Annotated in this window: 21 protein-coding genes; 11 read left to right on the forward strand and 10 right to left on the reverse strand. The window is 74.2% G+C overall.

Going from position 1 to position 23,944, the window contains the following annotated elements; all coding sequences use genetic code 11:
* Positions 1 to 1,855, forward strand: a 1,855-nt coding sequence (locus tag ABD343_RS33395) for a flavin monoamine oxidase family protein (protein ID WP_344533666.1), incomplete at its 5' end; no start/stop codon positions are given.
* 118 nt (positions 1,856 to 1,973) lie between these two features.
* Here the strand turns inward: ABD343_RS33395 and ABD343_RS33400 are convergent.
* On the reverse strand, positions 1,974 to 2,759 hold the full coding sequence (locus tag ABD343_RS33400; protein WP_344533668.1) for a carbon-nitrogen hydrolase family protein: 786 nt from the start codon (positions 2,757 to 2,759) through the stop codon (positions 1,974 to 1,976).
* A gap of 59 nt (positions 2,760 to 2,818) precedes the next feature.
* Complete coding sequence (locus ABD343_RS33405; protein WP_425578334.1) at positions 2,819 to 3,610, reverse strand: alpha/beta fold hydrolase; 792 nt, start codon at positions 3,608 to 3,610, stop codon at positions 2,819 to 2,821.
* 152 nt (positions 3,611 to 3,762) lie between these two features.
* Between ABD343_RS33405 and ABD343_RS33410 the strand changes: the two genes are divergently transcribed.
* The 5 genes from ABD343_RS33410 to ABD343_RS33430 all read left to right on the forward strand — a co-directional run bounded on the left by ABD343_RS33410 (position 3,763) and on the right by ABD343_RS33430 (position 10,273).
* Positions 3,763 to 5,739 (forward strand): FAD/NAD(P)-binding protein, encoded by a 1,977-nt coding sequence (locus tag ABD343_RS33410; protein WP_344533671.1) that lies wholly within the window; start codon positions 3,763 to 3,765, stop codon positions 5,737 to 5,739.
* Positions 5,732 to 7,258 (forward strand): class-II fumarase/aspartase family protein, encoded by a 1,527-nt coding sequence (locus tag ABD343_RS33415; RefSeq protein ID WP_344533673.1) that lies wholly within the window; start codon positions 5,732 to 5,734, stop codon positions 7,256 to 7,258. Before ABD343_RS33410 ends, ABD343_RS33415 begins: the two co-directional genes overlap by 8 nt.
* Before the next feature lie 64 nt (positions 7,259 to 7,322).
* Complete coding sequence (locus tag ABD343_RS33420) at positions 7,323 to 8,366, forward strand: methyltransferase (RefSeq protein ID WP_344533675.1); 1,044 nt, start codon at positions 7,323 to 7,325, stop codon at positions 8,364 to 8,366.
* Entirely contained in the window at positions 8,363 to 9,550 is a 1,188-nt protein-coding gene (locus tag ABD343_RS33425) for an FAD-dependent oxidoreductase (RefSeq protein ID WP_344533677.1), read from the forward strand. The genes ABD343_RS33420 and ABD343_RS33425 overlap by 4 nt, the downstream gene beginning before the upstream one ends.
* Before the next feature lie 180 nt (positions 9,551 to 9,730).
* Positions 9,731 to 10,273: a hypothetical protein gene (locus tag ABD343_RS33430; RefSeq protein WP_344533679.1), complete on the forward strand. Its 543-nt coding sequence runs from the start codon at positions 9,731 to 9,733 to the stop codon at positions 10,271 to 10,273.
* 50 nt (positions 10,274 to 10,323) lie between these two features.
* On the opposite strand, the gene ABD343_RS33435 is transcribed toward ABD343_RS33430, so the two are convergent.
* Positions 10,324 to 10,974, reverse strand: a complete 651-nt coding sequence (locus tag ABD343_RS33435) for a TetR/AcrR family transcriptional regulator (RefSeq protein ID WP_344533681.1) — start codon at positions 10,972 to 10,974, stop codon at positions 10,324 to 10,326.
* A 119-nt stretch (positions 10,975 to 11,093) separates the two neighbouring features.
* On the opposite strand from ABD343_RS33435, the gene ABD343_RS33440 reads away from it, so the two are divergent.
* Positions 11,094 to 11,882 (forward strand): SDR family oxidoreductase, encoded by a 789-nt coding sequence (locus ABD343_RS33440; protein WP_344533683.1) that lies wholly within the window; start codon positions 11,094 to 11,096, stop codon positions 11,880 to 11,882.
* 37 nt (positions 11,883 to 11,919) lie between these two features.
* On the opposite strand, the gene ABD343_RS33445 is transcribed toward ABD343_RS33440, so the two are convergent.
* Both ABD343_RS33445 and ABD343_RS33450 read right to left on the reverse strand, forming a co-directional pair.
* On the reverse strand, positions 11,920 to 12,930 hold the full coding sequence (locus ABD343_RS33445; protein ID WP_344533887.1) for a zinc-dependent alcohol dehydrogenase: 1,011 nt from the start codon (positions 12,928 to 12,930) through the stop codon (positions 11,920 to 11,922).
* A gap of 31 nt (positions 12,931 to 12,961) precedes the next feature.
* Positions 12,962 to 14,536: a class I adenylate-forming enzyme family protein gene (locus ABD343_RS33450; RefSeq protein WP_344533685.1), complete on the reverse strand. Its 1,575-nt coding sequence runs from the start codon at positions 14,534 to 14,536 to the stop codon at positions 12,962 to 12,964.
* 434 nt (positions 14,537 to 14,970) lie between these two features.
* On the opposite strand from ABD343_RS33450, the gene ABD343_RS33455 reads away from it, so the two are divergent.
* The gene (locus tag ABD343_RS33455) at positions 14,971 to 16,368 is read left to right on the forward strand and encodes a glutamine synthetase family protein (protein WP_344533686.1); all 1,398 of its coding nucleotides are present in this window, start codon (positions 14,971 to 14,973) and stop codon (positions 16,366 to 16,368) included.
* Here the strand turns inward: ABD343_RS33455 and ABD343_RS33460 are convergent.
* The 3 genes from ABD343_RS33460 to pabB are packed head-to-tail and all read right to left on the reverse strand — an operon-like array spanning position 16,325 to position 20,235.
* Positions 16,325 to 17,287 (reverse strand): LLM class flavin-dependent oxidoreductase, encoded by a 963-nt coding sequence (locus ABD343_RS33460; protein WP_344533687.1) that lies wholly within the window; start codon positions 17,285 to 17,287, stop codon positions 16,325 to 16,327. The genes ABD343_RS33455 and ABD343_RS33460 overlap by 44 nt on opposite strands.
* 55 nt (positions 17,288 to 17,342) lie before the next feature.
* Positions 17,343 to 18,071: a class I SAM-dependent methyltransferase gene (locus ABD343_RS33465; RefSeq protein WP_344533689.1), complete on the reverse strand. Its 729-nt coding sequence runs from the start codon at positions 18,069 to 18,071 to the stop codon at positions 17,343 to 17,345.
* Between the two features lie 4 nt (positions 18,072 to 18,075).
* On the reverse strand, positions 18,076 to 20,235 hold the full coding sequence (pabB, locus tag ABD343_RS33470) for an aminodeoxychorismate synthase component I (protein ID WP_344533691.1): 2,160 nt from the start codon (positions 20,233 to 20,235) through the stop codon (positions 18,076 to 18,078).
* 210 nt (positions 20,236 to 20,445) lie between these two features.
* On the opposite strand from pabB, the gene ABD343_RS33475 reads away from it, so the two are divergent.
* A complete protein-coding gene (locus ABD343_RS33475; RefSeq protein ID WP_344533693.1) occupies positions 20,446 to 20,598 on the forward strand; it encodes a hypothetical protein in 153 nt (50 codons plus the stop codon).
* Between the two features lie 20 nt (positions 20,599 to 20,618).
* Here ABD343_RS33475 and ABD343_RS33480 read toward each other — a convergent pair whose 3' ends face one another.
* Positions 20,619 to 21,446, reverse strand: a complete 828-nt coding sequence (locus ABD343_RS33480) for a helix-turn-helix domain-containing protein (RefSeq protein WP_344533889.1) — start codon at positions 21,444 to 21,446, stop codon at positions 20,619 to 20,621.
* Positions 21,447 to 21,539: 93 nt separating this feature from the next.
* Here ABD343_RS33480 and ABD343_RS33485 point away from each other — a divergent pair, with 93 nt between their 5' ends.
* Complete coding sequence (locus ABD343_RS33485) at positions 21,540 to 22,301, forward strand: SDR family oxidoreductase (protein WP_344533695.1); 762 nt, start codon at positions 21,540 to 21,542, stop codon at positions 22,299 to 22,301.
* A gap of 25 nt (positions 22,302 to 22,326) precedes the next feature.
* Positions 22,327 to 23,103 (forward strand): SDR family NAD(P)-dependent oxidoreductase, encoded by a 777-nt coding sequence (locus ABD343_RS33490; RefSeq protein WP_344533697.1) that lies wholly within the window; start codon positions 22,327 to 22,329, stop codon positions 23,101 to 23,103.
* A gap of 15 nt (positions 23,104 to 23,118) precedes the next feature.
* Here the strand turns inward: ABD343_RS33490 and ABD343_RS33495 are convergent, their stop codons facing one another.
* Entirely contained in the window at positions 23,119 to 23,826 is a 708-nt protein-coding gene (locus ABD343_RS33495; protein WP_344533699.1) for a FadR/GntR family transcriptional regulator, read from the reverse strand.
* Positions 23,827 to 23,944 lie beyond the last annotated feature (118 nt).

Here is a 23,944-nt window from a genome sequence, read left to right on the forward strand (position 1 = left end):
GAAGGCGCCCGGCGACCGCGCGCGCAGCAGGGACGTCGCCCGCGCGGTGCTCGTGGTGGACGAGGCCGACAAGCCGCTCGGCGAGCGGTACATGAAGGTGCTGCGCGAGGGCCTGCCCCGCGCGGGCAGCAGCCGCAAGGTGCTGGTCGTGGGCGCGGGCCCGGCGGGGATGCTCGCCGCGTACCTGCTGAAGAAGGCCGGGCACCGCGTCACCGTGCTGGAGGCCAACGGCAACCGGGCGGGGGGACGCGTCAAGACGTTCCGCACCGGCGGGCACGAGGACGCCGCGCCGCCGTTCGCCGACTCCCGCCAGCGCGCCGAGGCGGGCGCGATGCGCATCCCGGGCAGTCATCCGCTGGTGATGGCGCTGATCGAGCAGCTCAAACTGAAGAAGGTCCCGTTCAAGCTCGTCGCCGAGGACGAGAAGGGCAACCGCACCAACGCCACCTGGCTCGTGGTCAACGGCGTCCGGATGCGCCGCGCCGCCTACGAGAAGGATCCCGCGCCGGTCAACCGCTCGTTCGGCGTGCCCGAGAAATATCACGACGTCCCGGCGGGCAAGATCCTGGAGGGCGTGCTGGACCCGATCCGGGACCGGTTCAGCGTCAAGCAGCCCGACGGCACCCGCAAGGACAAGCCGCTGCCCGAGGCGCTGGACGGATGGACCTCGGTCATCGAGGAGTTCGGCGACTACTCGATGTTCCGCTTCCTGACCGAGTACGCCAAGCTCGACGTGCGTACGGTCGACCTGATCGGCACCCTGGAGAACGTCACCTCGCGGCTGCCGCTCGCCTTCCTGCACAGCTTCATCGGGCACGCCCTGATCAGCCCGCACACCAAGTTCTGGGAACTGGACGGCGGCACCGCCGTGCTGGCCGACGCGATGCTCAAGAGGATCCGCGGCGAGGTCCGCTTCGACCGCCGGGTCACCCGCATCGAGTACCGGGACCCGGAACGTCCGGGCGGCGGCGACGTCACCCACGTCGGCGAGAAGGGCCCGGCGGTGTGGATGGACACCGTGTCCGAGGGACGCAAGGGCGAGGTCGTCCGCCAGCAGTTCACGGCCGACTACGCCATCGTGACCGTGCCCTTCTCCGGCCTGCGCCAGGTGCAGATCCGCCCCCAGCCCTCGTACCCCAAGCGGCGCGCGCTGATCGAGCTGCACTACGACGCGGCCACGAAGGTGCTGCTGGAGTTCAGCCGCCGCTGGTGGGAGTTCACCGAGAAGGACTGGAAGGAGCAGCTCACCGCGATCCGGCCCGGGCTCTACGAGGACTACCGGGACGGCAAGGTGCCCGACGACGGGAAGCTCCTCGGCGCCCACCCCTCCGTCCCCGGCAAGCACATCACCGAGGCCCAGCGCACGCACTACGCGGCCAACCGCTGGCTCACCCGGGACCAGCCCGAGGCCGTGCACGCGTACGGCGGCGGCTCGGTCTGCGACAACACCAACCGCTTCATGTTCAACCCCTCGCACCCCGTTCCGGGCAGCCAGGGCGGCGTCGTCCTGGCCTCCTATAGCTGGGCGGACGACGCCGTGCGCTGGGACGCCTTCGACGACGACGCCCGCTATCCGCACGCCCTGCGCGGCATGCAGCAGGTCTACGGGCAGCGCGTCGAGGTCTTCTACACCGGCAAGGGGAAGACCCAGAGCTGGCTGCGCGACCCGTACGCGTACGGGGAGGCGTCGGTGCTGCTGCCCGGCCAGCACACCGAGCTGTTCCCGGACATCGGCACGAAGGAAGGGCCGTTGCACTTCGCGGGCGACCACACCTCGCTGAAGCCCGCCTGGATCGAGGGCGCCCTCGAATCGGCCGTCCGTACCGCGCTGGAGGTGCACGCCGCCGCGAGGTGACGGGCGGACGGACGAACGGCCCGGCCTCCGGCCGTACGCCCCGCGGAACACGGCAGGGCCGCCGCCCGTCGCGCGATACGGGTGGCGGCCCTCGTGCGTGCGCGGTGCGGGGCCCCGCTCACAGCCGCCGGTTGGCGAGGACCGAGACCTTGCGGCGGACCGCCTCGACCTCGTCCACGTCGACGTCGGCGACGAGGAGGCCCGGCTCCGGGCCGAGCGCGTCGCGCACCGTGCCGTCGGGGCCGACCAGGGCGCTGTGGCCGACGCCGACCGGGGCCGTCGTCTCCGGCTCCGAGGGCGCGGGGGCCGCCTGGTCGGCGGCGGCGAGCCAGAGCGTGGCGTCCAGCGCCCGCGCCCGGAGCAGCAGTTGCCACTGCTCGACCTTGCCGGGCCCGGGGCCCCAGGACGCGGGCAGCAGGGAGAGGGCGGCGCCCGCGTCGGCGTGGGCCCGGAACAGCTCGGGGAAGCGGACGTCGTAGCAGGTGGCGAGGCCGATACGGACGCCGTCCACGTCGATCGTCACCACCTCGGAGCCGGGCGCGACGTGCTCGGACTCGGTGCAGCCGAAGGCGTCGTACAGGTGGATCTTGTCGTAGGAGGCGTCGAGGCCGGGGCCCGTGGCCAGCAGCGTGTTCGCGACGCGGCCACCCGGCGCGGGCGTGAACATGCCCACCACGACGACCGTCCCCGTCTCCTCCGCGATGCCGCGCACCGCGCCCGCCCACGGCCCGTCCAGCGGCTCGGCGACCTCGGCGAGCGGCGCGCCGAAGCGGGCCATCGTGGACTCGGGGAAGACGACGAGCCGGGCCCCGGCGTCGGCGGCACGGCGGGCCTGGTCGCGCACCGTGGCGAGGTTACGGTCCGGGTCGAGGCCGGTGGTGATCTGGGCGAGCGCGAGGCGCATGCGGGGTCTCCGTTCTCGGCGATCATCGGTGGGCGGTCACCCGTTCGGCTGTACGTTCCTCACAGCTCCGCGAGGAATCCCCGGACGGCGGCGGCGAAGGCCTCCGGCGCCGTCGCGTGCACGGTGTGGCCCGCCTCCAGCTCCACGAGCCGCGTCCCGGGGCGCCGCCGCGCCATCTGCCGCGCCTGCTCGGCGCCCAGCACCGGGCTGCGGGTGCCGCGGACGAGCAGTGCGGGGCAGGTGGTTGCCAGCCAGTCGTCCCAGTGGTCGCCGTTGAGCTGCCGCTGCGAGGCGACCATGTCCGCCGCGCGGAACGTGAGGCCCCAGCCGTCCGCGAACTCCCGTACGGAGTCGGTGACATACGGGGCCGACTCGCCCAGGCCCGCGAACAGGTCCGCGCGCGTCGGCATCCGCTCGGGCCACTCCAGGCAGAACCCGAGGTCGTCCTCGACCTCGGCGCCCACGTCCTCCACGACCAGGGCGCGGACCAGGCGCGGATGGCGGGCGGCGAGCTGGTAGGCGTTCACGCCGCCGAGCGAGTGGCCGAGGACGACGGCGCCCTCCAGGCCCAGGTGCCGCAGTAGGCCTACCGCGTCCGCCACGTACCCGCGCCGGGAGAAGTCCGGCGGCCGGTCCGAGAGCCCGTGGCCGCGCTGGTCGAGCGCCACCACCCGCCAGTCCGGGGCGAGTCCGGCCGCGAGCGGCGCGAAGGTGCGGGCCTCTCCGAAGTGTCCGTGCAGGGCGAGCAGGGGCCGTCCGGGGCCGCCGTGGTCGAGGTACGACAGGCGCAGACCGCCGACGTCCACCGCGCCCCGGTCGGGTTCGCTGGGGGGAGTCACACAGAGCAGCATGCCACCGCGCCCGCGTCCGCCGGACGTGCGGGACGGCGTGCCGTGGGGTGTACTGATCGGGTTCCCCCCTCCCCGCTCCGTGGGAGACGGCACGCACCGGCGCGTACGTACGCGTGTGTCCGCCGGGCGTTTCAGGACCAGGGAGAGCACCGATGGGCGAGAGCCAGGAGCGCAGTGTCGCCGTGGTGGGCGCCGGTCCGCGGGGCCTCTCCGTCGTCGAGCGGCTGGCGGCCAACGCCGCCGGGGCGCACGGGCGGCGGCTCACGGTCCACGTGATCGACCCGCACCTCGGCACTGGCGGCCGGGTGTGGCGCGGCACGCAGCGGCGGGAGCTGCTGATGAACACGGTGGCGTCGCAGGTCACGATGTTCACCGACCGCAGCGTGCGCTGCGCGGGGCCGATCCGCCCGGGCCCCAGCCTGTACGAGTGGGCGCGCGCGGTCGCGCTGACCGGCGGCGGCCCGTCCGGCGGGCCCGCGGCCGAACTGCCCGACTGGGTACGGGCCGAGGCCGCCCGGCTGGGGCCCGACACCTACCCCTCGCGGGCGTTCTACGGCCACTACCTCGTGTGGGTCCTCGACCATGTGCGGCGCGGCGCGCCCGCCGGGGTCGCCGTGCGCGGGCACCGGCGCGGCGCGGTGCGGCTGGCGGAGGCCGAGGACGCCACGCAGCTCGTCACCCTCGACGACGGCACGGAGCTGCGGGTCGACTGCGTGGTGCTCGCGCAGGGCCACCTCGACATGCTCCCCGCGTGCGGCACGGAGGAGACCGCGCTGGACGCGCACGCGCGGCGCGCCGGGCTCGGCTATCTGCCGCCCGCCAGCCCCGCCGAGGCGGACCTCGCGGGCGTGGCGCCGGGCGAGCCGGTCGCGCTGCGCGGACTGGGGCTGACCTTCTTCGACCACCTGGCGCTGCTGACGTCCGGCCGGGGCGGCGCGTTCCACCGCGAGGACGGGCGGCTGCGCTACCGGCCCTCGGGGCGGGAGCCGCGGCTGTACGCCGGTTCGCGGCGCGGCGTCCCGTACCACGCGCGCGGCGAGAACCAGAAGGGTCCCTTCGGGCGGCACCTGCCCGTGATCCTCACCCCCGAGCGGATCGCCGCGCTGCGCGACCGCCGACTGGCCGGGGAGCGCATCGAGTTCGCGCGGCACGTGTGGCCGCTCATCGACCGCGAGGTCGCGGGCGCCTATCTCTACGCGCTGCTCACCGAGCGCCGTCAGCGCGCCGCGGCCGAGGCGTTCCTGCGGGAGTACGCGCGGCTCCCGGTCGGCGCGCCCGTGGACGAGGACACGCTGAGCCGGTTCGGCATCGGGCGGCACGAACGCTGGGACTGGGAGCGGCTGTCGAGGCCGTACGGCGACCGCGCCTTCCGCGCGCCCGCCGAGTACCGGGGCTGGCTGCTGGGGTATCTGCGCGGGGACCTCGCGGAGGCGCGGCGCGGCAATGTGCGCGGGCCGCTGAAGGCCGCGCTCGATGTGCTGCGGGACCTGCGCAACGAGGTCCGGATGGTCGTCGACCACGCGGGCATCACCGGCGAGTCCTACCGGGGCGAACTCCAGTCCTGGTACACGCCGCTCAACGCCTTCCTGTCCATCGGCCCGCCGCCGGGGCGGATCGAGGAGCTGATCGCGCTGATCGAGGCCGGGACCGTCGAGGTGCTCGGGCCCGGGATGACGGTCGACCCCGTGCCGGGCGGCTTCGCCGTGGACTCCGCCGCCGTGCCCGGCTCCGGGCGCCGCGTCACCACGCTGATCGAGGCCCGGCTGCCCGAGATGGACGTGCGCCGTACAGCCGACCCCCTGGTCCGGGACCTGCTGGAGCGCGGCGCCTGCCGCCCGTACACCATCCCGACCGGCACCGACGGGCATGTGCAGACCGGCGGGCTGGCGGTGACCCCGCGCCCGTGCCGCCTGGTGGACGCGGCGGGCGCCCCGCACCCGTACCGCTTCGCCTTCGGGGTGCCCACCGAGTCGGTGCACTGGGCGACGGCCGCCGGGATACGGCCCGGGGTGGACTCGGTGATCCTCGGCGACGCCGACGCGATAGCCCGCGAGTGCCTGTCGATGACGGTCGGCAGACGCTTCCCGCCCACCGTGGTCACGACGGAGGAGAGGCCCGTCCATGTCTGACGCCCACTCAGTTCCCGCGCCGCACGCGGCGGTACGCCGTGGCGCGGGCACCGACTCCGGTCTGCTCGCGCCCGTATGGGCCGGGAGCGAGGCCGTTCCCGGGCTCTCCGACGAGGCGTGGGTCCGCGCGATGCTGGAGGCCGAGGAGGCGCTGGCCCGCGCGCAGGCGGCGCTGGGGGTGATCCCCGCCCGTTCCGCCGAGGCCGTCGCGAAGGCCGCGCGCTCGGTCCGCCTCGACACCGCGGTGCTCGCCGAGGAGTCCCGGGGCGCCGCCAACCCCGTCGTCGTCCTCGTCCGCCGGCTCACCGCCGCCGTCGCGGAGACGGACCCGGAGGCGGCGGACCATGTGCACCTGGGCTGCACCAGCCAGGACGTGCTGGACTCCGCCGCGATGCTGCTCGCCGCCCGCACGCTGGAGGGGGCCGAGCGCGACCTGTTCCGTACGGCCGACGCGCTCGCTCTCCTCGCGCGCGAGCACCGCACCACGCCCATGGCCGCGCGCACGCTGGCCCAGCACGCGGTGCCGACGACCTTCGGGCTGAAGGCCGCGGGCTGGCTCGACTCCGTGCTGGACGCCGCCGCCCGCGTGCGGGACACGGCGGCCGGGCTCCCCGCGCAGCTCGGCGGCGCCGCGGGCACCCTGGCCGCTTACGAGGAGTACGCGCGGGGGACCGCCGCCGGGAGGACGGGGCACGGGCCGGGGCACGGGCCGGGACACGGGCCGGGGCACGGGCCCGCGCTGGCGGCCCGGTTCGCCGCCGAGCTGGGGCTGCGCGCCCCTTCCGTGCCCTGGCACAGCCTGCGGATGCCGCTGTGCGACCTGGGCGGGACGCTGAGCGCCGTCACCGGGGCGCTGGGCAAGTTCGCGCTGGACGTGCAGGTGCTCTCCCGTACGGAGATCGCGGAGGTCGCCGAACCGGCGGCCGAGGGGCGCGGCGCGTCCTCCGCCATGCCGCAGAAGCGCAACCCCGTACTGGCCACGCTGATCGTCGCGGCGGCCCGTCAGGTGCCCGCGTACGCCTCGGTGCTGGCGCAGAGCATGCTCGCCGAGGACGAACGGGCGCCGGGCGCCTGGCACGCGGAGTGGCAGCCGCTGCGCGAGGCGCTGCGCCTCGCCGCCGGGGCCGCGCGCACTGCGGCGGAGCTGGCCGAGGGCCTGGAGGTCTTCCCGGACACCCTGCGCCGCAACCTGGACCTCACCGGCGGCGCCGTCGTCTCCGAACGGCTCAACGCCGCGCTCGCCGCGCCGCTCGGCAAGGCCCGCGCGAAGCGGCTGCTCGGCGAGTGCGCCCGGCGGGCGGCGGCGGGCGAGGGCACCTTCGGCGAACTCCTGGAGCGGCACGAGGAGTTGGCGGGCGTCCTGCCCGGCGGCACGGAGGTGCGCGCCCTGCTCGACCCCGAGGGCTATCTGGGCGCCGCCGACGAGCTGGTCGGCCGCGTGCTGGCGCGGCACGCGGAGTGCCGGGAGCGGATGTCCGGGCGGGTGTCCGGACCGGTGTCCGGGCGGGTGTCCGGGTGACGGCCTCGTGTCGCCCCCGTATCGCGCCCGAATTCATCCGGTCCTTTGTCACGATAAGCGCGTTATGACACATGACTCCGACGCCACCGTGCGCGCCGTCAGGCTGCTCGCCGGGTTCCAGTACGCGCAGGCCGCGTTCGCCGTCGCCCGGCTCGGCATCGCCGGGCACCTGATGGGCGGGCCGCTGCCCGTGCCCGAGCTGGCCCGGCGCTCCGGCACGGACCCGACGAGGCTCCGCCAGCTCCTCCGGGTGCTCGCCGGGGAGGACGTCTTCACGCTGCTGGGCGACGACCGGGTGGACCTGGGCCCGCTCGGTCCCGCGTTCGCGCCCGACACCGGGTCCTCGGCGTACGAACTGGCGCTGACCTGGGCGGACACCCTCTACGCCCCCTACGCCGAGCTGCACAGGACGCTGCGGGACGGCGTCCCGGCGCCGGAGCACCACTACGGCAAGCCGATGTTCGACTGGTTCGCCGACCACCCTGAGCACGCGGCCCGGTTCAGCGCCGCGATGCGCGAGGGGCTCCGCACCGTGCGCTACGGGGTGCCCGCCTCCCTCGACCTGTGCGGCATCCGCAGCGTGGTCGACGTGGGCGGCGCCGACGGCAGCCTGCTGGTGCGGCTGGCCGGGCTGCACCCGGAGCTGACCGGGGTCGTGTTCGACCTGCCCCATGTCGTCGCCGAGGCGGGCCCCGTGCTGGACGGCCACGGCCTGGGGGCGCGCTTCACCACCGTCGGGGGCGACTTCTTCGTCGCCGACGACCTCCCGTCCGGCGCCGACTGCTACGTGCTCAGCTATGTGCTGCACGACTGGCCCGACGCGGACGCCGAGCGCGTCCTGCGCGCCGTGCGCGCGGCCGGGGGCGACGGCGCCCGGCTGCGCCTCGTCGAACTGGTGCTGCCCGACTGGCCGGAGCATCCGCTCCCGCCGTTCGCCGCGACGATGGAGCTGACCATGCTCGGCATGCTCGCCGCCCGCGAGAGGACCGCGGCGGACTGGGAGCGGATACTCGCCGCGACCGGCTACCGGCTCGACCGGATCGCCCCCACGTCCACCCCCCTCTCCGTGATCGAGGCCACCGCGACGAACGAGGAGACCCGCTCATGATTCTGGTGATCGGCGGCGGCATCGCGGGCTCCGCGGCCGCCCTCGCCCTGCACAAGGCGGGGTTCGAGGTGACCGTCCACGAGGCGCACCCGGAGACGGGCGCGGACATCGGCGCGTTCCTCACCCTCGCGAGCAACGGCATGCACGCGCTCGCCCAGCTCGACGCGGCCGAGGCCGTCAACGCCGTCGGCTTCCCCGTGACCGGCATGCGCGCCCTGGACGCCGCCGGAGGCCGGGCCCCCGCCGTGCCGCTCGGGCACCCCGAACAGGCCCTGACCCGCTACCGCTGCGTGCGCCGCGCCGACCTCGGAGCCGCGCTCCAGCGCGAGGTGCGCCGCCGCGGCATCCCCGTACGGCACGCGGCGCGGCTCGCGACCGTCGCCGAGGACAAGGTCGGCGTGACCGCCGTCTTCGCCGACGGCAGCCGCGCGCGCGGCGACTACCTCGTCGGCGCCGACGGGCTGCGCTCCGCCACCCGCGCCACCCTCGCCCCGGACGTGCGCCCCGGCTACGCCGGGCAGTGCGTCTTCTACGGCTACACCGACCGCGCCGACCCGCCCGACGCCGAGCAGGAGACGCTCACCATGATCCGCGGCAGCCGCGCGGACTTCGGCTATCTCATCTCGCCGGGCGGGGAGACGTACTGGTTCGCGCGCGTCCGGGGGCCCGCCGCCTCCGCCGGGGAGATCGCGGGGAACGCGCCGGGGGACTGGCGGAAGCGGCTGCTGCCGCTGGTGGCTCGCGACCGTACGCCTGCCGCGGACATCGTCGCCGCCACGACGGGCGAGCTGAAGGTCACCAACGCGCTGCACCTGCCGCCCGCGATCCGCTGGCGCGGGCGGCGCACGGTGCTCATCGGCGACGCGGCGCACGCGGCGTCGCCCGCGACCGGGCAGGGCGCGTCGATGGCGCTGGAGGACGCGGTCGTCCTCGCCAAGGCGCTGCGCGACGCGGACTCCTCCGGCCGGGCGCTCGGCCACTACGAGCACCACCGCAGGCCCCGCGTCGAACGGAACATCGCGATGAGCCACATGCGCACCGCGAGCGGCCCCCCGGAACGCCTCACCGCCGGGGGCCCTGCCCTCCCGCAGAGCCCGCAGCGCCTGCTCTCCCAGCTCGACGACGACCTGCACCGCCTCCTCGACTGGCACACCCCGCTGCCGCACGCGGGCGACATCCCCTGAACCGCTACGCTGCCGCTGATCACGAGGGCTGATCACAAGGCTGGTCACAAGGGGGGGAGTCGAATGCCGAACGCGGAGTCCGACGCGCCGTCTGCGCCGCCCATCGACTGGGCGGCTGTCCGGGAGAGAAAGGCCCGGACACGCAGGCGGCGCCGGACAGTCGGGGGAGTCGCCGCGGGTGTGCTGATCGCGGCGGTGGCGGTGGTCGGCGTCCTGATCGGCACGGGGGACGAGGAGGAGCGGCCGAAGAGGTACACGGCCGAACTGCCGCGGGGGTTCGGCCCCTACCGCCTCGCGGGCGAGGGGGAGTCCCTGTGGGCGCGGTTCGGGAAGCGGGACAATCTCGACCCGTCGAAGGGGATCGCGCACGCGTCCTACCTCGGCCGGGAGGGCGGCAGGAAGTCCTTCGCGATCTCCCTGGACCTGCACCCCGTCGCCGACGACTCGGACCCCGTCGAGGACGAGGTCGTCTCCGAACTGCTCGGCACCCGCGTCGAGTCGGGCCGGGCGAAGCGCTACCGCCCGGGGCCCATCGGGGGCAAGCTGCGGTGCGTGGAGTACGAGGTCGCCCGAACGACCAGTTCCCGCTGCGTCTGGGGCGACGGCAGGGCCACCGTCACGGCCCAGCCGGTCGTCACCTCCGGCCCCCGGCCGACCCCGGGGAAGACGGCCGCCGAGGTGCGGGCCTTCCTGGCCGAACTGCGCATACGCGCGGTGAGATGAGCGGGCGGGCCGCGTGATGAGAACGGGGCCGTGTCAGGGCTCCTCGCCGTTCACCCGGCGTCTCGGGCGCCGTGGGTCCCCGGCGTGCCGTACCGCGCGAGCATGGTCCGCACCGCTTGGTCGACCGCGTCGGTGACGGCGGAGTCGTCCGGCTCCCAGTGCGCGAGCAGCATGCGGGGCCAGAACACGTAGTTGGAGATCATCCCGAGGAACTGGGTCGCCGCCGTCTCCGCGTCGTCAAGTCGTGCCGCACCGGCGGCGTTCTCCGCCGCCAGGTAGCGGCGGACCGATTCGAAGTAGGGCATCTTGCCGAGCCGGAACTGGGTCTCGCCCAGTTCCGGGAAGCGGGGCACCTCGGCGATGACGATGCGGAAGAGGGCGGCCATGCCGGGCTGGGTGAGCAGCGCCACGTACCGGCGCCCGATGGTCTCCAGCCCCGCGCGGAGGTTCCCCGGCTCGGGGAGGGGCTCCTCCTCGTCGTCGGTCTTCCAGTATTCGGTGACGATCGCCTCGAACAGGGCGGCCTTGGTGGCGAACTGCTTGAACAGGGTCGCCCTCGACACCCCGGCCGCCTCGGCGATGCGGGCCAGCGAGGTGCCGTCGTAGCCGGAGTCGAGGAACAGCTTCGTCGCCGCCTCGATGATGGACGTCCGCTTCTCCGCTGCCACGCGCCGGTGGTACTCCGATGGCTGTGCCGTCATGCCCCCAGTATGCCTTCCGCTGCAAGGTGAGTCACTTGACTCACCATTGGTCCGCTCTTACCTTGAGGGAAGAGGTGAGTCACTCGGCTCACCATTGGCGTCAGCCGGAAGGAAGCATCATGGGACGCTTTGAGGGCCGGACCGTCCTCGTCACGGGCGGCAGCGGCGGCATGGGCAGCAGCCACGTGCGGGGCTACCACGCCGAGGGGGCGAACGTCGTCATCGCCGGACGCGACGAGGACGCCGGGCGCGACCTCGCCGCTCAACTCGGCCCTCGGGCGCTGTCCGTCCGCCTGGACGTCGCCAGCGAGGACGACTGGGCGGCCGTGGTGAAGGACGTCGAAGGCCACTTCGGGCCCGTCGCCGTCCTGGTGAACAACGCGGGCGTCCAGAACCCGGCGGCCCCCATCGAGCACACCGAACTCCGCACCTGGGAGCAGGCCTTCAGCGTCAACGTCACCGGCCAGTTCCTCGGCATCAGGGCCGTGGCTCCGTCGATGCGCGGGGGTGGTGGCGGAACCATCGTCAACATCGCCTCGACCATGGCCCACGTCGGCACGGCCTACTACGCCCCCTACGCCGCCAGCAAGTGGGCCGTGCGCGGGCTGACCAAGACGGCCGCGCTGGAGCTGGGGCGCGACAACATCCGGGTCAACTCCCTCCACCCCGGCGTCGTCTCCACGCCGCTGGTCAACGAGCCCGCCGTCCCGGGCCAGCCTGCCATCGCCGACGTCTACTCGCCCGAGCCCTTCGCCATCCCCCGCCTCGCCGAACCCTCGGAGGTCACCCGCCTGTTGCTCTTCCTCACCTCCGAGGACGCCTCTTTCGCCACGGGCTCGGAATTCGTCCTCGACGGGGGCCTGCTGCTCGGCCCCGCACTCCGACCCGGAGCCGCCACCGCGGCGTGAGCCGGCCCGGCCCCTCGGGGCCATTACGGGACATCGCTCAGGCCCGTGGTGCCTCCGGGCGCATCAGGCGGGCCCAGGCCTCGATCTCGGCGGGGCCGATGTCGGCGAAGTTCGGGCAGAAGAAACTCTTGAAGCGCTGATTCTCGCGCTCCGCCGAGAAAAGGTCCTCGAAATCCTCCAACGGCCGTACGCAGCCCAGCAGATCCGCGATCCTCTCGTGTTCCTGGACGAGGAAGGACAGGGCCTCGCGGAAAGTGCTGTAGGCGACCGTCTCGAAGGTGATCTCTTTTCCGATCGCGGCCCCGAGGTCGATTTCCACGGGGCCCGTCGGGCGGCTGCGGAGCACGATACGGCCGCCGGGGCGCACGACCCGGATCAGTTCGCCGATCACCGCGGAACCCGGCGTGCTCTCCACCGCGAAATCGTAGGTGTCCGCCGGAATCTCGCTGAGCGACCCGGCGGAGTCGGCGGGTTTCTCCGTTCCGTGGACGTCGAGCGCGTGGAATCCGTACGCCCGCAGAATGTGCGCGGTGAGCCGCGCGAGGCGGTTGCCGCCGTGCACGAGGCCGCGGTCCGGGGGCTTGATGTCCGCCTGCGTCACGGCGAGCGAGGCGCACACGGGCCCGGCGTACGCGCCCTCGCGGAACGTGAGCGCGTCGGGGATGCGGTGCACCACGTGCGCGGGCACGGCCACGAACTCGCTGAACGCGCCGTGCCGCCGCACGCCCAGCAGTTCGGCGTGCGGGCAGCGCTCGGGGGCACCCCCGGCGCAGCGCCCGCACCGCAGACACGGCAGCATCGGCGTCACCGCCACCCGGTCGCCGACGGCGAATCCGCCGACGTCGTCGCCGAGTTCGGCGACGACGCCCGCGAACTCGTGGCCCAGGACCACGGGCTCGGCGCGCGCGGAGGGCCCCGGTGCGGCGTGGACGTCCGTCCGGCACAGGCCCGCGACCATCACCTGGACGAGGATCTCGCCCGGCGCCGGAGCGGGCACCGGCATCCGCCGGAGCCGGACCGAGGCCCCCTGCCTGACGATCGCTCGCATCTCCGCCACGTCCGCCTCCTCCTTCCGGGTCCTACAGGGCCCGCTGCCGCTCGGCGAGGATCCGTTCCAGCTCCCGCCGCTTGATCTTCATGGTGGCCGTCTTCGGGAGTTCCTCCGCGCGCCACTGCACCGGCTCGGCCATCGGCGGCAGGCAGCCCGCGGCCTCGCGCCACGCGGCCACGTCCAGCGGCACGTCGCCTCGGGTGCACACCACGGGCACGGGCGCGCCCGTCCCGTCGCGGACGATGATGACCTCGCAGAGCTGCTCCAGCCTGCCCAGCAGCCGGTCCTCGGCCTCCAGGGTGCTGCAGAAGTCGTCGATCACGTCGACCTCCCGGTCGAGGACGTGCAGACAGCCCCACCGGGTGCGGTAGCCGACGTCGCCCATCCGCCACCAGCCGCCGGGCGCCGCCATCTGCTCGTACCGCTCGTGCTCGCCGAGGTACGTGACGAAGTGGCCGTTCGTGCGGACCTCTATGTTCCCGGGGTCGTCGGCCGAGGGCGTGCGCCCGTTGCGGCTGACGACGCGCACGGCCGTCATGCCGGTGAACGGGAAGCCGACGCAGCGGCCGTCGGCGTGCGGCGAGCGCAGCCGGGTGAACACGCGGCCGACGGCGGGCCCGGACTCGGTCTGGCCGTACATCTGGCCGAAGAGCGGCGCGCGCCGGGACGAGGCGCCCAGCAGCCGCCGTACGGTGCGCGGGTGCAGCGCGTCGAAGGTGCTGCTGAAGAGCCGCACCCCGGCGAAGGGGCGGCGCGGGTGGTCCGCGAGGGCCTCCCAGTCCATGAACGAGTTGGGGTGCGCCTCGACGATGCCGGGCCGGAACCGCGCGAAGTGGTCGGCGACATGCTCGGGGTCCTCGCCGGAGAGCACCAGGACGGGGAAGCCGCGGCGCAGCGCGAGCGACAGCATGCTGATCGTCCGGGAGTGGACGAACGAGATGTGCAGGGCGATCGTCTCGCGTCCGGGCACCAGCGGGGCGAGGGCGCGGGCGTGCAGCAGATAGCGGGCCCGCAGCGTCGCGCCCGTCTGCACCGCGAGCTTGGGGACGCCCGTCGTGCCCGAGGTGTGGGTGATGAGCGCGGGCGCGTCGGGGTCCTCGGCGACGGGCGCGACCCGCTCGGCGCCCGCGAGGTCCGCGAGGCCCACCGCGCCGGGACGGCTCCCGGAGACGAGCAGCACCCGCTCGGCCTCCTCCAGCACGGCGGGCGGCAACTCCCCGTCGAGCTTGGCCCGGTCGGTGACCAGCGTGGGGTTCCCCGCGCGGCGCAGCAGGGCGAGCACCGTGGGCCCGTCGAGCGCGGCGGACAGCAGCACCGGTACGGCGCCGATCCGCGCGACGGCCAGGGCGAGGAGGGTGATGTCGAAGCCGTCGGACTTGTGGACGACCACGCGCTGTCCGGGGCGGACGCCTGCGGCCCACAGGCGGGACGCCAAGTCGGCGACCAGGTCGGCGACTTCGGACACCGTGGCGCGGCGCCCCAGCTCCGGGGCGACGTCGAGGTCGTGGTCGAGGATCAGGACGTTGGCGGGATGCCGGGCCGCTGCCTCGTCGAGCAGGGTCCCGAGCCGGCCGCCGCGGCTCGTGGGGCGCTGAAGCAGCATGGGGTCCACGCTCCTTTTCGCGTTCTCGCGGGCCGCGCACGGATTCGCGCTGGACGGGCGTCGCCGTACTCCGGCCGTGGAAGGGAGGAATGCGCGGAATTCCGGGGCGGAGAGGCTCCGCCTTTTCCCGCGGTTCCGGCGGGCCGGATCCTCTTTCCGGCCGGCCCGCACTCGTACTGTGCCCGCCCCGTCACCGCGTCGCAACCACCGCTCCTTTCCCGGAACTGCCCGGGGAATTCCCGGACGTACGGCGAGAGCGGGGCGCACGGATGAACCGCGGAAATGCGCCGATCGGGTGAGACATCACACGGCGTATTTCCCCTCGCTCACCGCCCGTATCGATCGGCGCGCGGGTGCCGGTGCATCGGTGTAGCTTGTGAAAGGGGTCAGTCAACTCACGCCACTTCCCGTGTTTCCGTGGAAATGAGAGGCGCATGACGATCACCGCCACCCGCAGCACCGAGCTGGACCAGCACCGCGAGCTGAACGCCGACGAGACCGCCGTCAAGAGCGTCCGTGCCCGCATCGCCGAGGCCGGTGTGGAGTACGTCTACTACCAGATCGTGACCCTCACCGGACGGGTCGTCGGCAAGGTCGTGCCCGCGCGGCACCTCCCGCGCAATATCGAGCACGGCATCCAGGCCCACCCGGGCGTCGTCGCGGACCTCCAGGTGGACGGCTCCGGCGCGATGCTGGCGGGCAGCCCCGAGCGCGGGGAGTGCGTCGTGCTGCCCGACCTCGACAGCTTCGGAGTGCTGCCCTGGGACACCAGGACCGGCTTCTTCTTCTGCCGGATGTACGAGCCGGACCACGCGCCCGGCGACGACGGCGGGCGGCCCGTGCCGATCGACGCGCGCGGCAATCTCCGCCGCGTCCACGCGGGGTTCACCGCCCGTACGGGCCTGGAGATGCGCAGCGGCATCGAGCCCGAGGTCACCTGGGAGGTCCCGGGCCTGTCCACGGAGCACGTGCCGGGCACCCCGCACACGATGTACCACCTGGAGCACATGGAGCGGCTGCGGCCGGTCTACCAGAAGGTCATCGAGTACGGCCGGGCCCTGGGCCTCGACATGATCGAGGGCAATTGCGAGGACCCCGGACAGCTCGAACTGAACTGGATGTTCGACCACGCCGACCGCACCGCCGACCGGCTGATCCTGCACCGGCAGATCTGCCGCCGCGTGGCGCGCGAGGCCGGGGCCACGGTGAGCTTCATGCCCAAGCCCGCCGACGACAGGTTCGGCAACGGCTGCCACCACAACATCAGCCTCTGGGACGGCGAGCGGAACGTCTTCGTCGACCCCGACGTGCCCGGCCTCCACCTCACCCAGACCGGCAAGGACGCGCTCGGCGGCATCCTGACCCACGCCGCCGCGTCCACCGCCGTGATGGGGCCGACGGTCAACTCGTACAAGAGGTATCTGCACACCGGGCAGTTCGCGCCCCTGGAGATCAACTGGGGCATGGACAACAAGACCTGCGCGGTGCGGATGCCCGCCAACGGGCGGCTGGAGATCAAGTCGCCCGACTCCATGGTCAATCCGTACCTCTCGCACGCCGTCCTCCTCGCGGCCGTCGAGGACGGGCTGACGCAGGGCATCGACCCGGGGCTGCCCCGCACCACCGGCACCGGCGTGCCCAGCCCCTTCGGCTCGCTGCCGCTGACGCTGAAGGACGCCCTCGACCTGTTCGCCGTGGACCAGGCCGTCGCGCGCGGGCTCGGCTCCGAGCTGGCCGACCTGTTCCTGCGGCTCAAGACGCGGGAGTGGGAGCGCTTCTGCGCCTCCGTCACGGACTGGGAGCGGCGGATGTACGGCGCGGAGGGCTGCTGAGGGACGCGCCGGAGGGCCCGTCGGGGGAGCGGGGCGCGAGCTGGGCGGGGGCCTCGGTGAGGATGTCCTCGAACACCCGCTGGTCGGCCGCGTAGAGCGTGCCGGGCAGCGGCCAGGGCAGCACCACCTCGCCGATCCCCGCCTCCGCGTACCGCCCGGCCAGGTCGACGAAGGCGTCCACCGAGGAGAGCCAGGGGTCCTGGGTGAAGCCGGTGAGGTACGTCCGCCCCAGCTCCCCCGGGTCCCTGCCCTCCTCGGCGCAGGCCCGCGCGAGCCGGCCGAGCTGCGCCCGTACGTCCGCGAGGACCGCGTCGCCGCTCTGCCCTGCGGCACGCCGCCGGTCGCCGAAGGTCGCCCACCCCTGGCCGTACCGGGCCGCGAGCCGCAGCCCGCGCGGCCCCGTGGCCGCCACGGTGAACGGCGGCCGGGGGCGCTGCACGCAGCCCGGACGGTTCGGCGCCTCGACGGCGGAGTAGTACGTGCCGCGGTGCGTCGTCGAGGACGCGGTCAGCAGTCGGTCCAGGAGGGGGAGGAACTCGGCGAACCGGTCGGCCCGTTCGGCGGGCGTCCACGGCTCCTCGCCCAGCACGGTCGTGTCGAACCCGGCGCCCCCGGCCCCGATGCCCACCGTCAGCCTGCCGCCGGACATGTCGTCGAGCGTCATCAGCTCCCGGGCGAGCGTGACCGGGTGGCGGAACGTCGGCGAGGCGACCATCGTGCCCAGCCGCAGGCGCGAGGTCGCCGTCGCCGCCGCGGCGAGCGTCGGCACGGTGCCGTACCAGGGCCCGTCGCGGAACTCGCGCCAGGCCAGATGGTCGAAGACGTACGCCGCGTGCGCCCCCAGCTCCTCGGCACGGCGCCACAGCGCCCGCGCCTCGCGCCAGGGGTGGACGGGCAGGATCGCGGTGCTGAGTCGCACGGGGTCCCCTCGGTGCCTCGGTGCCTCGGTGCTTCGGTGCCTCGGTGCCCCGGTGTCAGGAGCAGGCCAGCAGGGTGCTGCGGGGCGCCCGTTGGTAGGCGGCCCAGAACGCGGCGTCCCACCGCGCGCACGGCGGCGGCGTCCGCGCCGGCTGCTGCCGGACGCGGGTGAAGCCCGCCGCGTACGCCGCCCGTTCGTACTCCTCGGGCTCCCACTGGTAGTACGCGAACGGGACGGGCGGGTCGGTGAGGAACTCCATCCGCATCAGCGGCGCCTCCCCGCCCTCGACGCGCTCCACGAGGCGGGCGTCGACCGCGCCGTGGTCGGCGTCGAGGAACCGGCCCGCGTTGGGCACGAGCGCGAGCAGCACGCCGTCCTCGGCGAGGTTGGCGCGGACCCGCTCGAACATGACGCGCAGCGCGTCGCGCGTCGGCGCGTAGTTGAAGAGGTAGCTCGCGGTGGCCACGCCGAACCGGCCCAGCAGGGGCAGTTCGGCCGCGTCGCCGACGTGGTACTCGATGCCGAGCGGTTCCCGCTCCTCGTACTCGCGGGCGAGGCGGACCATCTCCGCCGAGATGTCGACGCCCACCACGGGGCTCGTGCCGCGCGCCGCCAGCAGCCGGGTGATGTCGCCGTGCCCGCAGGCCACGTCGAGCGCCCCGGCCTCCGGCCCGGCCCCGTGTGCCTCCACCGCGGAGAGCAGGGTGTACCTGTCGGCGGCGCAGAACGCCGAGGTCTCCTTCATCTCGGCGTAGAGCGTGCCGATCCGGTCGTACTGCTGCATGCCTTCACTCCTGTCCGTGCGCGGGCTCCGGTGCCGCTTCCGACCCGTCGGGCGGGAGGGCCTGGAGGGTGGCGGCGGCCTTGAGGACCATCTCGGCGAACTCGTCGCCGGGGTCCGAGTCGAGGAGGATCGCTCCGCCCGCGCCGACCGTGAGGACGCCGTCGTGGACGACGGCCGTACGGATGACGATGCTCAGGTCCGCGGCCCCGGAGGCGGAGAAGTAGCCGAGCGCGCCCGAGTAGACGCCGCGGGGGCGCTGTTCGAGCCCGTCCAGGATCTCCAGGGACCGCAGCTTGGGGGCGCCCGTCATGGAGCCGCCGGGGAAGCACGCCCGTACGCAGGCGACGGCGCCGACCTCCGGGCGCAGCCTGCCGCGGATCGTGGAGACGAGCTGGTGGACCGTCGCGTAGCTCTCGGTCGAGAGGAACGCGGGGACCTCCACCGAGCCGATCTCGCAGACCTGCCCGAGGTCGTTGCGGAGCAGGTCGGCGATCATCAGGTTCTCGGCGCGGGTCTTGGGGTCCGTGGTCAGCGCGCGGGCCAGCTCCGCGTCCCGCGCGGGATCGGCGTCGCGCGGCGCCGTGCCCTTGATGGGCTTGCTCTCGACCACGCGGTCGCGGTCCACCCGCACGAAGCACTCCGGGGACGAGCTGAGCACCCAGGTCGGGCCGAAGCGCAGCAGCGCCCCGTACGGCGCGGGGTTGAGGGCCCGCAGCCGCAGGAAGTACGCGAGCGGGTCGGCCGGGGCGGGGAGCGTCGCGGAATTCGTGAGGCACAGCTCGTAGCTCTCGCCCGCGTGCAGCTCGCGCTGACAGGCGGCGATGTCGGCGAGGTAGGTGGCCTCGGGGCGCGTCAGCGTCTCGGTCGCCATCCGCGCCGTGGCCCCGGCCTCCGGCCGGGTGGGCGCGACGCCGGGGGCCTGCCGCTCCTCCCGGCGCGGGAGTTCGCTGAGCGCCTTGACGGTGGTGGCCAGCCACGCGTCGGTCTCCTGCGGTTCGCCGGGCGCGTCCGTGCGGCACAGCGCGACGGCGTACGTACGGCCCCGCGCGTGGTCGATCGCCAGGAAGCGGTCGCAGAAGAGGAGCTGGGCGTCCGGGGTGGGCGAGCGGTGGCCGTGCGGGGAGCCGCAGTCGGCCCGCAGTTCGTACCCGAGGTAGCCGACGTAGCCGCCGGTGAAGTCGAACGGCAGCTCCGGGCCGGGCGGCGGGCACGGGGTCCGCTCACGCAGCCGCCGCTCCAGGACGTCGAAGACGGTGCCGGGGACGGTGGTGCGGGTGGTGTCGCCGTGCTGCACGGTCACCTGGCCGTCGCCGACGCGGTACTCCAGCAGCTCGCCGAGCGGCCCGGAGGTGTCGCCGAGGAACGAGAACCGGGACAGCCCCTCCTCGACGTGCGCGCTGTCCAGCCAGAACGCGGGGTCGCTGTGCTGGTGCAGCGCCGTGAAGGCGGCCTCGGCGTCGACCTCGTACGGCAGGACGGTGTGCCGCACCTCCAGCGGCGCGGCGGCTTCCACGTCGCGGGGTCCGGTGCGCGGGCCCGTGCGCGGCGGGGGACCGGTCCGGGTGGCGGCGCGTGCCCCGTGCCCGGTGGCGAGGGCGAGCGCGCGGAAGTTCCGTACGAGCGGGCCGCCGTGCTCGGAGGCCACGGACTCCGGGTGGAACTGGACGCCCCACCACGGGCGGGACCGGTGCGCGACGGCCATCACCACGCCGTCCTCGGCCCGCGCCGTCACCCGCAGCTCCTCGGGCAGCGGCTCCGGCAGGCACAGCGAGTGATAGCGCACGGCCGTGAACGACCGGGGGATGCCCTGGAAGAGCGGGTCGCCGTCGTGGGTGACGGTGGTCAGGTGGCCGTGCCGGGGCCTGGGCGCGCCGACGACGCGCCCGCCCGCCTCGGTGCCGAGCCCCTGATGGCCCAGGCACACGCCGAGCACGGGGATCCTCTCGTGCCGAAAGACGTCCCCCGAGCGCCCGAAGTCCCGCTCCTCGTCCGGGCGTCCGGGCCCGGGCGAGATCACGGCGGCCGCGTAGGCGTCGAGGTCGATCCGGCCCCACGCCGGGTCGTCGTGCGTGACGACCTCGGGCTCCTCGCCGTACTCGGCGGCGATGAGCTGGAAGAGGTTGTACGTGTACGAGTCGTAGTTGTCGACGAGGAGGACTCTCACAGCGGTCTCCGCCCTCGGAGCGGCCCAGCGGACGCCCTCATTCATTACGACCGGGGTGCATCGGTGAAACGTTCCTCGCTCGAACGAGTGACCGCAATCACGTCGAAGAGAGAGGTGGAAACGGCGTAAGGGATCGCGTTCTCGCGCCTCTCACCTCGCACAGGACCGCCATGCCGGATGGCGGCCGGGACTTGCGGGAGGACGCCCACCATGAACGGTCGGCTGGACCAGAGCACCGCGTTGCTGCTGCTCGCGGGCGGCGGCGCGACGTACGTCGCCTTCAGACACCCCACGTTCGGCACGGCGCTGCTCGTCGGCGTCGGCGTGGTGACGCTGCTGCACCTGCTGATGAGGGACCGGTGAGCCGCTACGGGACCACCGGGTTACGGCGTCGCCGCGAGGGTGCCCAGCAGGGTGAGGGCCTCGCTGCTGGGGGAGGCGGGTTCGGCGTGGTAGACCACCAGCTCCTGGCCGGGCGCCGAGCGGACGTCGAAGGTCTGCATGGTCAGGGTCAGCGGGCCGACGGCGCGGTGGTCGAAGCGCTTGTGGGCCAGGGACTTGCCACGCGCGTCCTGGCGCCGCCACAGCTCGGCGAACTCCGCGCTCCGGTCGAGGAGTTCGGTCAGCACCTGGCGTACGCGCGGATCGTCGGGCGCCTTGCCGTGGCCGAGGCGGAAACCGGCGACGGAGTTGCGCGCGACCTCGTGCCAGTCCGCGTAGAAGGTCCGCGCGGCCGGGTCGGTGAAGACGACGTGCATGAGGTTGCGCGAGTGCGCCCAGTCGTGGAAGAGCGCGTCGGCGAGGGCGTTCGAGGCGAGGACGTCGTAGGCGCGGTTGTACACGATGGCGGGGTTGCCGGGCCAGGCGTCCATGAGGGCCAAAAGGCTCGGGTCGACCCGGTCGGGCACGGCCGCGGAGCGGGCGCGAGGGCTCAGCCCGGCCAGCCGGAAGAGGTGCTCGCGGCCGTCCTCGTCCAGCCGCAGCGCGACGGCGAGCGCGTCGACGACCTGCGCCGAGGGCGTGCGCTCCCGGCCCTGTTCGAGCCGTACGTAGTAGTCGACGCTGACGCCCGCCAGCAGGGCGACCTCCTCGCGGCGCAGGCCCGGGACCCGCCGGGTCCCGTACGAGGGGAGGTCCACCTCGTCGGGGGTGACCTGGGCGCGGCGCGCGCTGAGATGGGCGCCGAGATCGGAACGTGCCATACGGCCCAGGCTAGACCCGGCCCCGGCGGCGAACGTGGGTGCGCTGCACCCAGGAAGAGTCCGCCCTCCCGCCGTGCCCCGGCCGCCCCCAGGCTCGGTCGCATGCCGACACAGACAGCGGATTCCGCCACTCGCAAGATCGTCCTCGTCACCGGCGCCAGCAGCGGCATCGGGGAGGCCGCCGCGGCGCGCCTCGTCCGGGACGGGCACCACGTGGTCGCCGGGGCCCGGCGCACCGGCCGGCTCACGGCGCTCGCCGAGCGCCTCGCGCCGGAGGCCGCCCGCAGCGGCGGCGGCCTGGACCCCGTACGGCTGGACGTGACCGACCCGGCCGACGTCCGCGCGTACGTCGAGGGCGCCCGCGAGCGGCACGGCCGCGTGGACGTCCTCGTCAGCAACGCCGGGGTGATGCCGCTGTCCCGGCTGGACTCGCTGCTCACCGAGGAGTGGGACCGCATGATCGACGTCAACGTGCGGGGGCTGCTGCACGGGATCGCCGCGGCCCTGCCCGTCTTCACGGCGCAGGGCGGGGGCCACTTCGTGACGGTCGCGAGCGTCGGCGCCCACGAGGTCGTGCCGACGGGTGCCGTGTACTGCGGGACGAAGTTCGCCGCCTGGGCGATCACCGAGGGGCTCCGCCAGGAGTGCGACCCCTCGGTCCGGGTCACGACCCTCTCGCCCGGCGTCGTCACCTCCGAGCTGGCCGACAGCATCACCGACCCCGGCGCCGCCGAGGCCATGCGGAGCTACCGGGCGCACGCGATCGGGCCCGGCGCGGTCGCCGACGCGCTCGCGTACGCCCTCGCGCAGCCGTCCGACGTCGACGTCAACGAGATCGTCGTCCGCCCGGCCCACGGCCGCTGATCCCCCCTACAGAGAGAAGGACCTCATGACTGCCCCGCAGAACCCCGCCCCGCCCGCCGCCTGGGACCTCACCGGACGCGTCGCCGTCGTCACGGGCGCCGCGCGCGGCATCGGCCGCGCCACCGCCGAACTGCTGCGCGCCCGCGGCGCCCGGCTGGTCGTCACCGACCGCTCGGAGGCCGTGGAGGAGTGGGTCTCCGGCGCCCCGGAGGACGTGGCCGCGCTCGTCGGGGACGTCGCCGACGAGGAGGTCGCGCGCGCGACCATGGCCCTGGCCACCGACCGCTTCGGCGGCCTGGACATCCTCGTCAACAACGCCGGGCGCACCCTCAACAAGCCCGTCACCGAGACCACCGCCGAGGAGTTCGACGGCATCCTCCGCGTCAACGCCCGCGGCAACTTCGTCCAGGCGCGCGAGGCGTTCCGCGTCATGGAGGCGGGCGGCGGGGGCGCGCTCGTCTCCGTCGCCTCGGTCTCGTCCGTCGTCGCCTTCGCCACGCAGACGGCCTACGCGGCGTCCAAGGGCGCCCTGGCCCAGCTCACCCGCGTGCTCGCGATCGAGGGCGGACCCCACGGCATCCGCTCGAACGCCGTGCTGCCCGGCGTGATCGACACGGACATCATGGAGGGCGTCGTCGAGAACGGGCGGGAGATGCTCGCCTCGTTCGGGCCCGCGCATCCGCTGGGCCGGATCGGCGGCCCGGAGGAGGTCGCCGAGGCCGTCGCGTTCCTCGCCTCCGACGCCGCGTCGTTCGTCACGGGCGCGCTGCTCGCCGTGGACGGGGGCTGGACGGCGCAGTGACGTCACCTGCGGGCATCAGGGCGCCAGGATGTCCAGCTCGCTCAGCGCGTCCTCGGTGATCGTGCGCATCGTGGACTCGGCCCGCGCGCCGTCCCCCTCGCGGATCGCCTCGGCCACCCGTACGTGCAGGGAGACGGCCTCCTGGCGGGGGTCGCTGAACATGACCTCGTGCTCCGTACGACCCGTCAGCACGGCGGCCACCACGTCGCCGAGGCGCGCGAACATCTCGTTCCCCGAGGCGCGCAGGACCGCGTGGTGGAAGCCGATGTCGTGCACGAGGTAGTTCTCCAACTGCTGGCCCCGCGAGGTGGCCACCATGCCGAGGGCGTGCTCGGTGATGCGCGCGCCGTCCCCGGCGTCCCCCCGCTCGGCCGCGAGGCGCGCGGCCACCGGCTCGACGGCGCCGCGCAGCACGGTCAGCGAGCGGAGCTGCCGGGGGCGGTCGGCCCCGGCGAGGCGCCAGGTGATCACCTGCGGGTCGTACACGTTCCACTCGGTGACCGGCAGCACCGTCACCCCGACCCGGCGCCGGACCTCGACCAGGCGCATCGACTCCAGGACGCGCACGGCCTCCCGGACGACGGTGCGCGAGACCTCGTACCGCTCGGCCAGCTCGTCGGCGCGCAGCACAGTGCCGGGCGGATGGACCCCGGAGGTGATGGCCGGGCCGAGCGCGGCGAGCAGGCGCGCGTGCAGACCGCTACCGGTCCCGTCGCTGGTCAATGGGTCTCCTGATGTCGTTCCCGCCCCTGCGGGCCCAGCCTACGTGGTGAGCGTCGCACTCTTTAAGTATGACTTTTTGATGTCCCTCTCTTGAATACGTGTGACCTATCGGGTTGAG

This window comes from Streptomyces albiaxialis, assembly GCF_039530985.1.
GTDB lineage: Bacteria > Actinomycetota > Actinomycetes > Streptomycetales > Streptomycetaceae > Streptomyces > Streptomyces albiaxialis.

Excerpts from the sequence above, each read along its gene's own strand:
- ABD343_RS33400 (WP_344533668.1), bottom strand. The coding sequence starts at position 2,759 with ATGCGCCTCGCGCTCGCCCAGATCACCACCGGCCTCGACCCGGACCGT.
- ABD343_RS33405 (WP_425578334.1), bottom strand. The coding sequence starts at position 3,610 with ATGCTGCTCTGTGTGACTCCCCCCAGCGAACCCGACCGGGGCGCGGTG.
- ABD343_RS33410 (WP_344533671.1), top strand. The coding sequence starts at position 3,763 with ATGGGCGAGAGCCAGGAGCGCAGTGTCGCCGTGGTGGGCGCCGGTCCG.
- ABD343_RS33415 (WP_344533673.1), top strand. The coding sequence starts at position 5,732 with ATGTCTGACGCCCACTCAGTTCCCGCGCCGCACGCGGCGGTACGCCGT.
- ABD343_RS33420 (WP_344533675.1), top strand. The coding sequence starts at position 7,323 with ATGACACATGACTCCGACGCCACCGTGCGCGCCGTCAGGCTGCTCGCC.
- ABD343_RS33425 (WP_344533677.1), top strand. The coding sequence starts at position 8,363 with ATGATTCTGGTGATCGGCGGCGGCATCGCGGGCTCCGCGGCCGCCCTC.
- ABD343_RS33435 (WP_344533681.1), bottom strand. The coding sequence starts at position 10,974 with ATGACGGCACAGCCATCGGAGTACCACCGGCGCGTGGCAGCGGAGAAG.
- ABD343_RS33440 (WP_344533683.1), top strand. The coding sequence starts at position 11,094 with ATGGGACGCTTTGAGGGCCGGACCGTCCTCGTCACGGGCGGCAGCGGC.
- ABD343_RS33445 (WP_344533887.1), bottom strand. The coding sequence starts at position 12,930 with ATGCGAGCGATCGTCAGGCAGGGGGCCTCGGTCCGGCTCCGGCGGATG.
- ABD343_RS33450 (WP_344533685.1), bottom strand. The coding sequence starts at position 14,536 with ATGCTGCTTCAGCGCCCCACGAGCCGCGGCGGCCGGCTCGGGACCCTG.
- ABD343_RS33455 (WP_344533686.1), top strand. The coding sequence starts at position 14,971 with ATGACGATCACCGCCACCCGCAGCACCGAGCTGGACCAGCACCGCGAG.
- ABD343_RS33465 (WP_344533689.1), bottom strand. The coding sequence starts at position 18,071 with ATGCAGCAGTACGACCGGATCGGCACGCTCTACGCCGAGATGAAGGAG.
- ABD343_RS33475 (WP_344533693.1), top strand. The coding sequence starts at position 20,446 with ATGAACGGTCGGCTGGACCAGAGCACCGCGTTGCTGCTGCTCGCGGGC.
- ABD343_RS33485 (WP_344533695.1), top strand. The coding sequence starts at position 21,540 with ATGCCGACACAGACAGCGGATTCCGCCACTCGCAAGATCGTCCTCGTC.
- ABD343_RS33490 (WP_344533697.1), top strand. The coding sequence starts at position 22,327 with ATGACTGCCCCGCAGAACCCCGCCCCGCCCGCCGCCTGGGACCTCACC.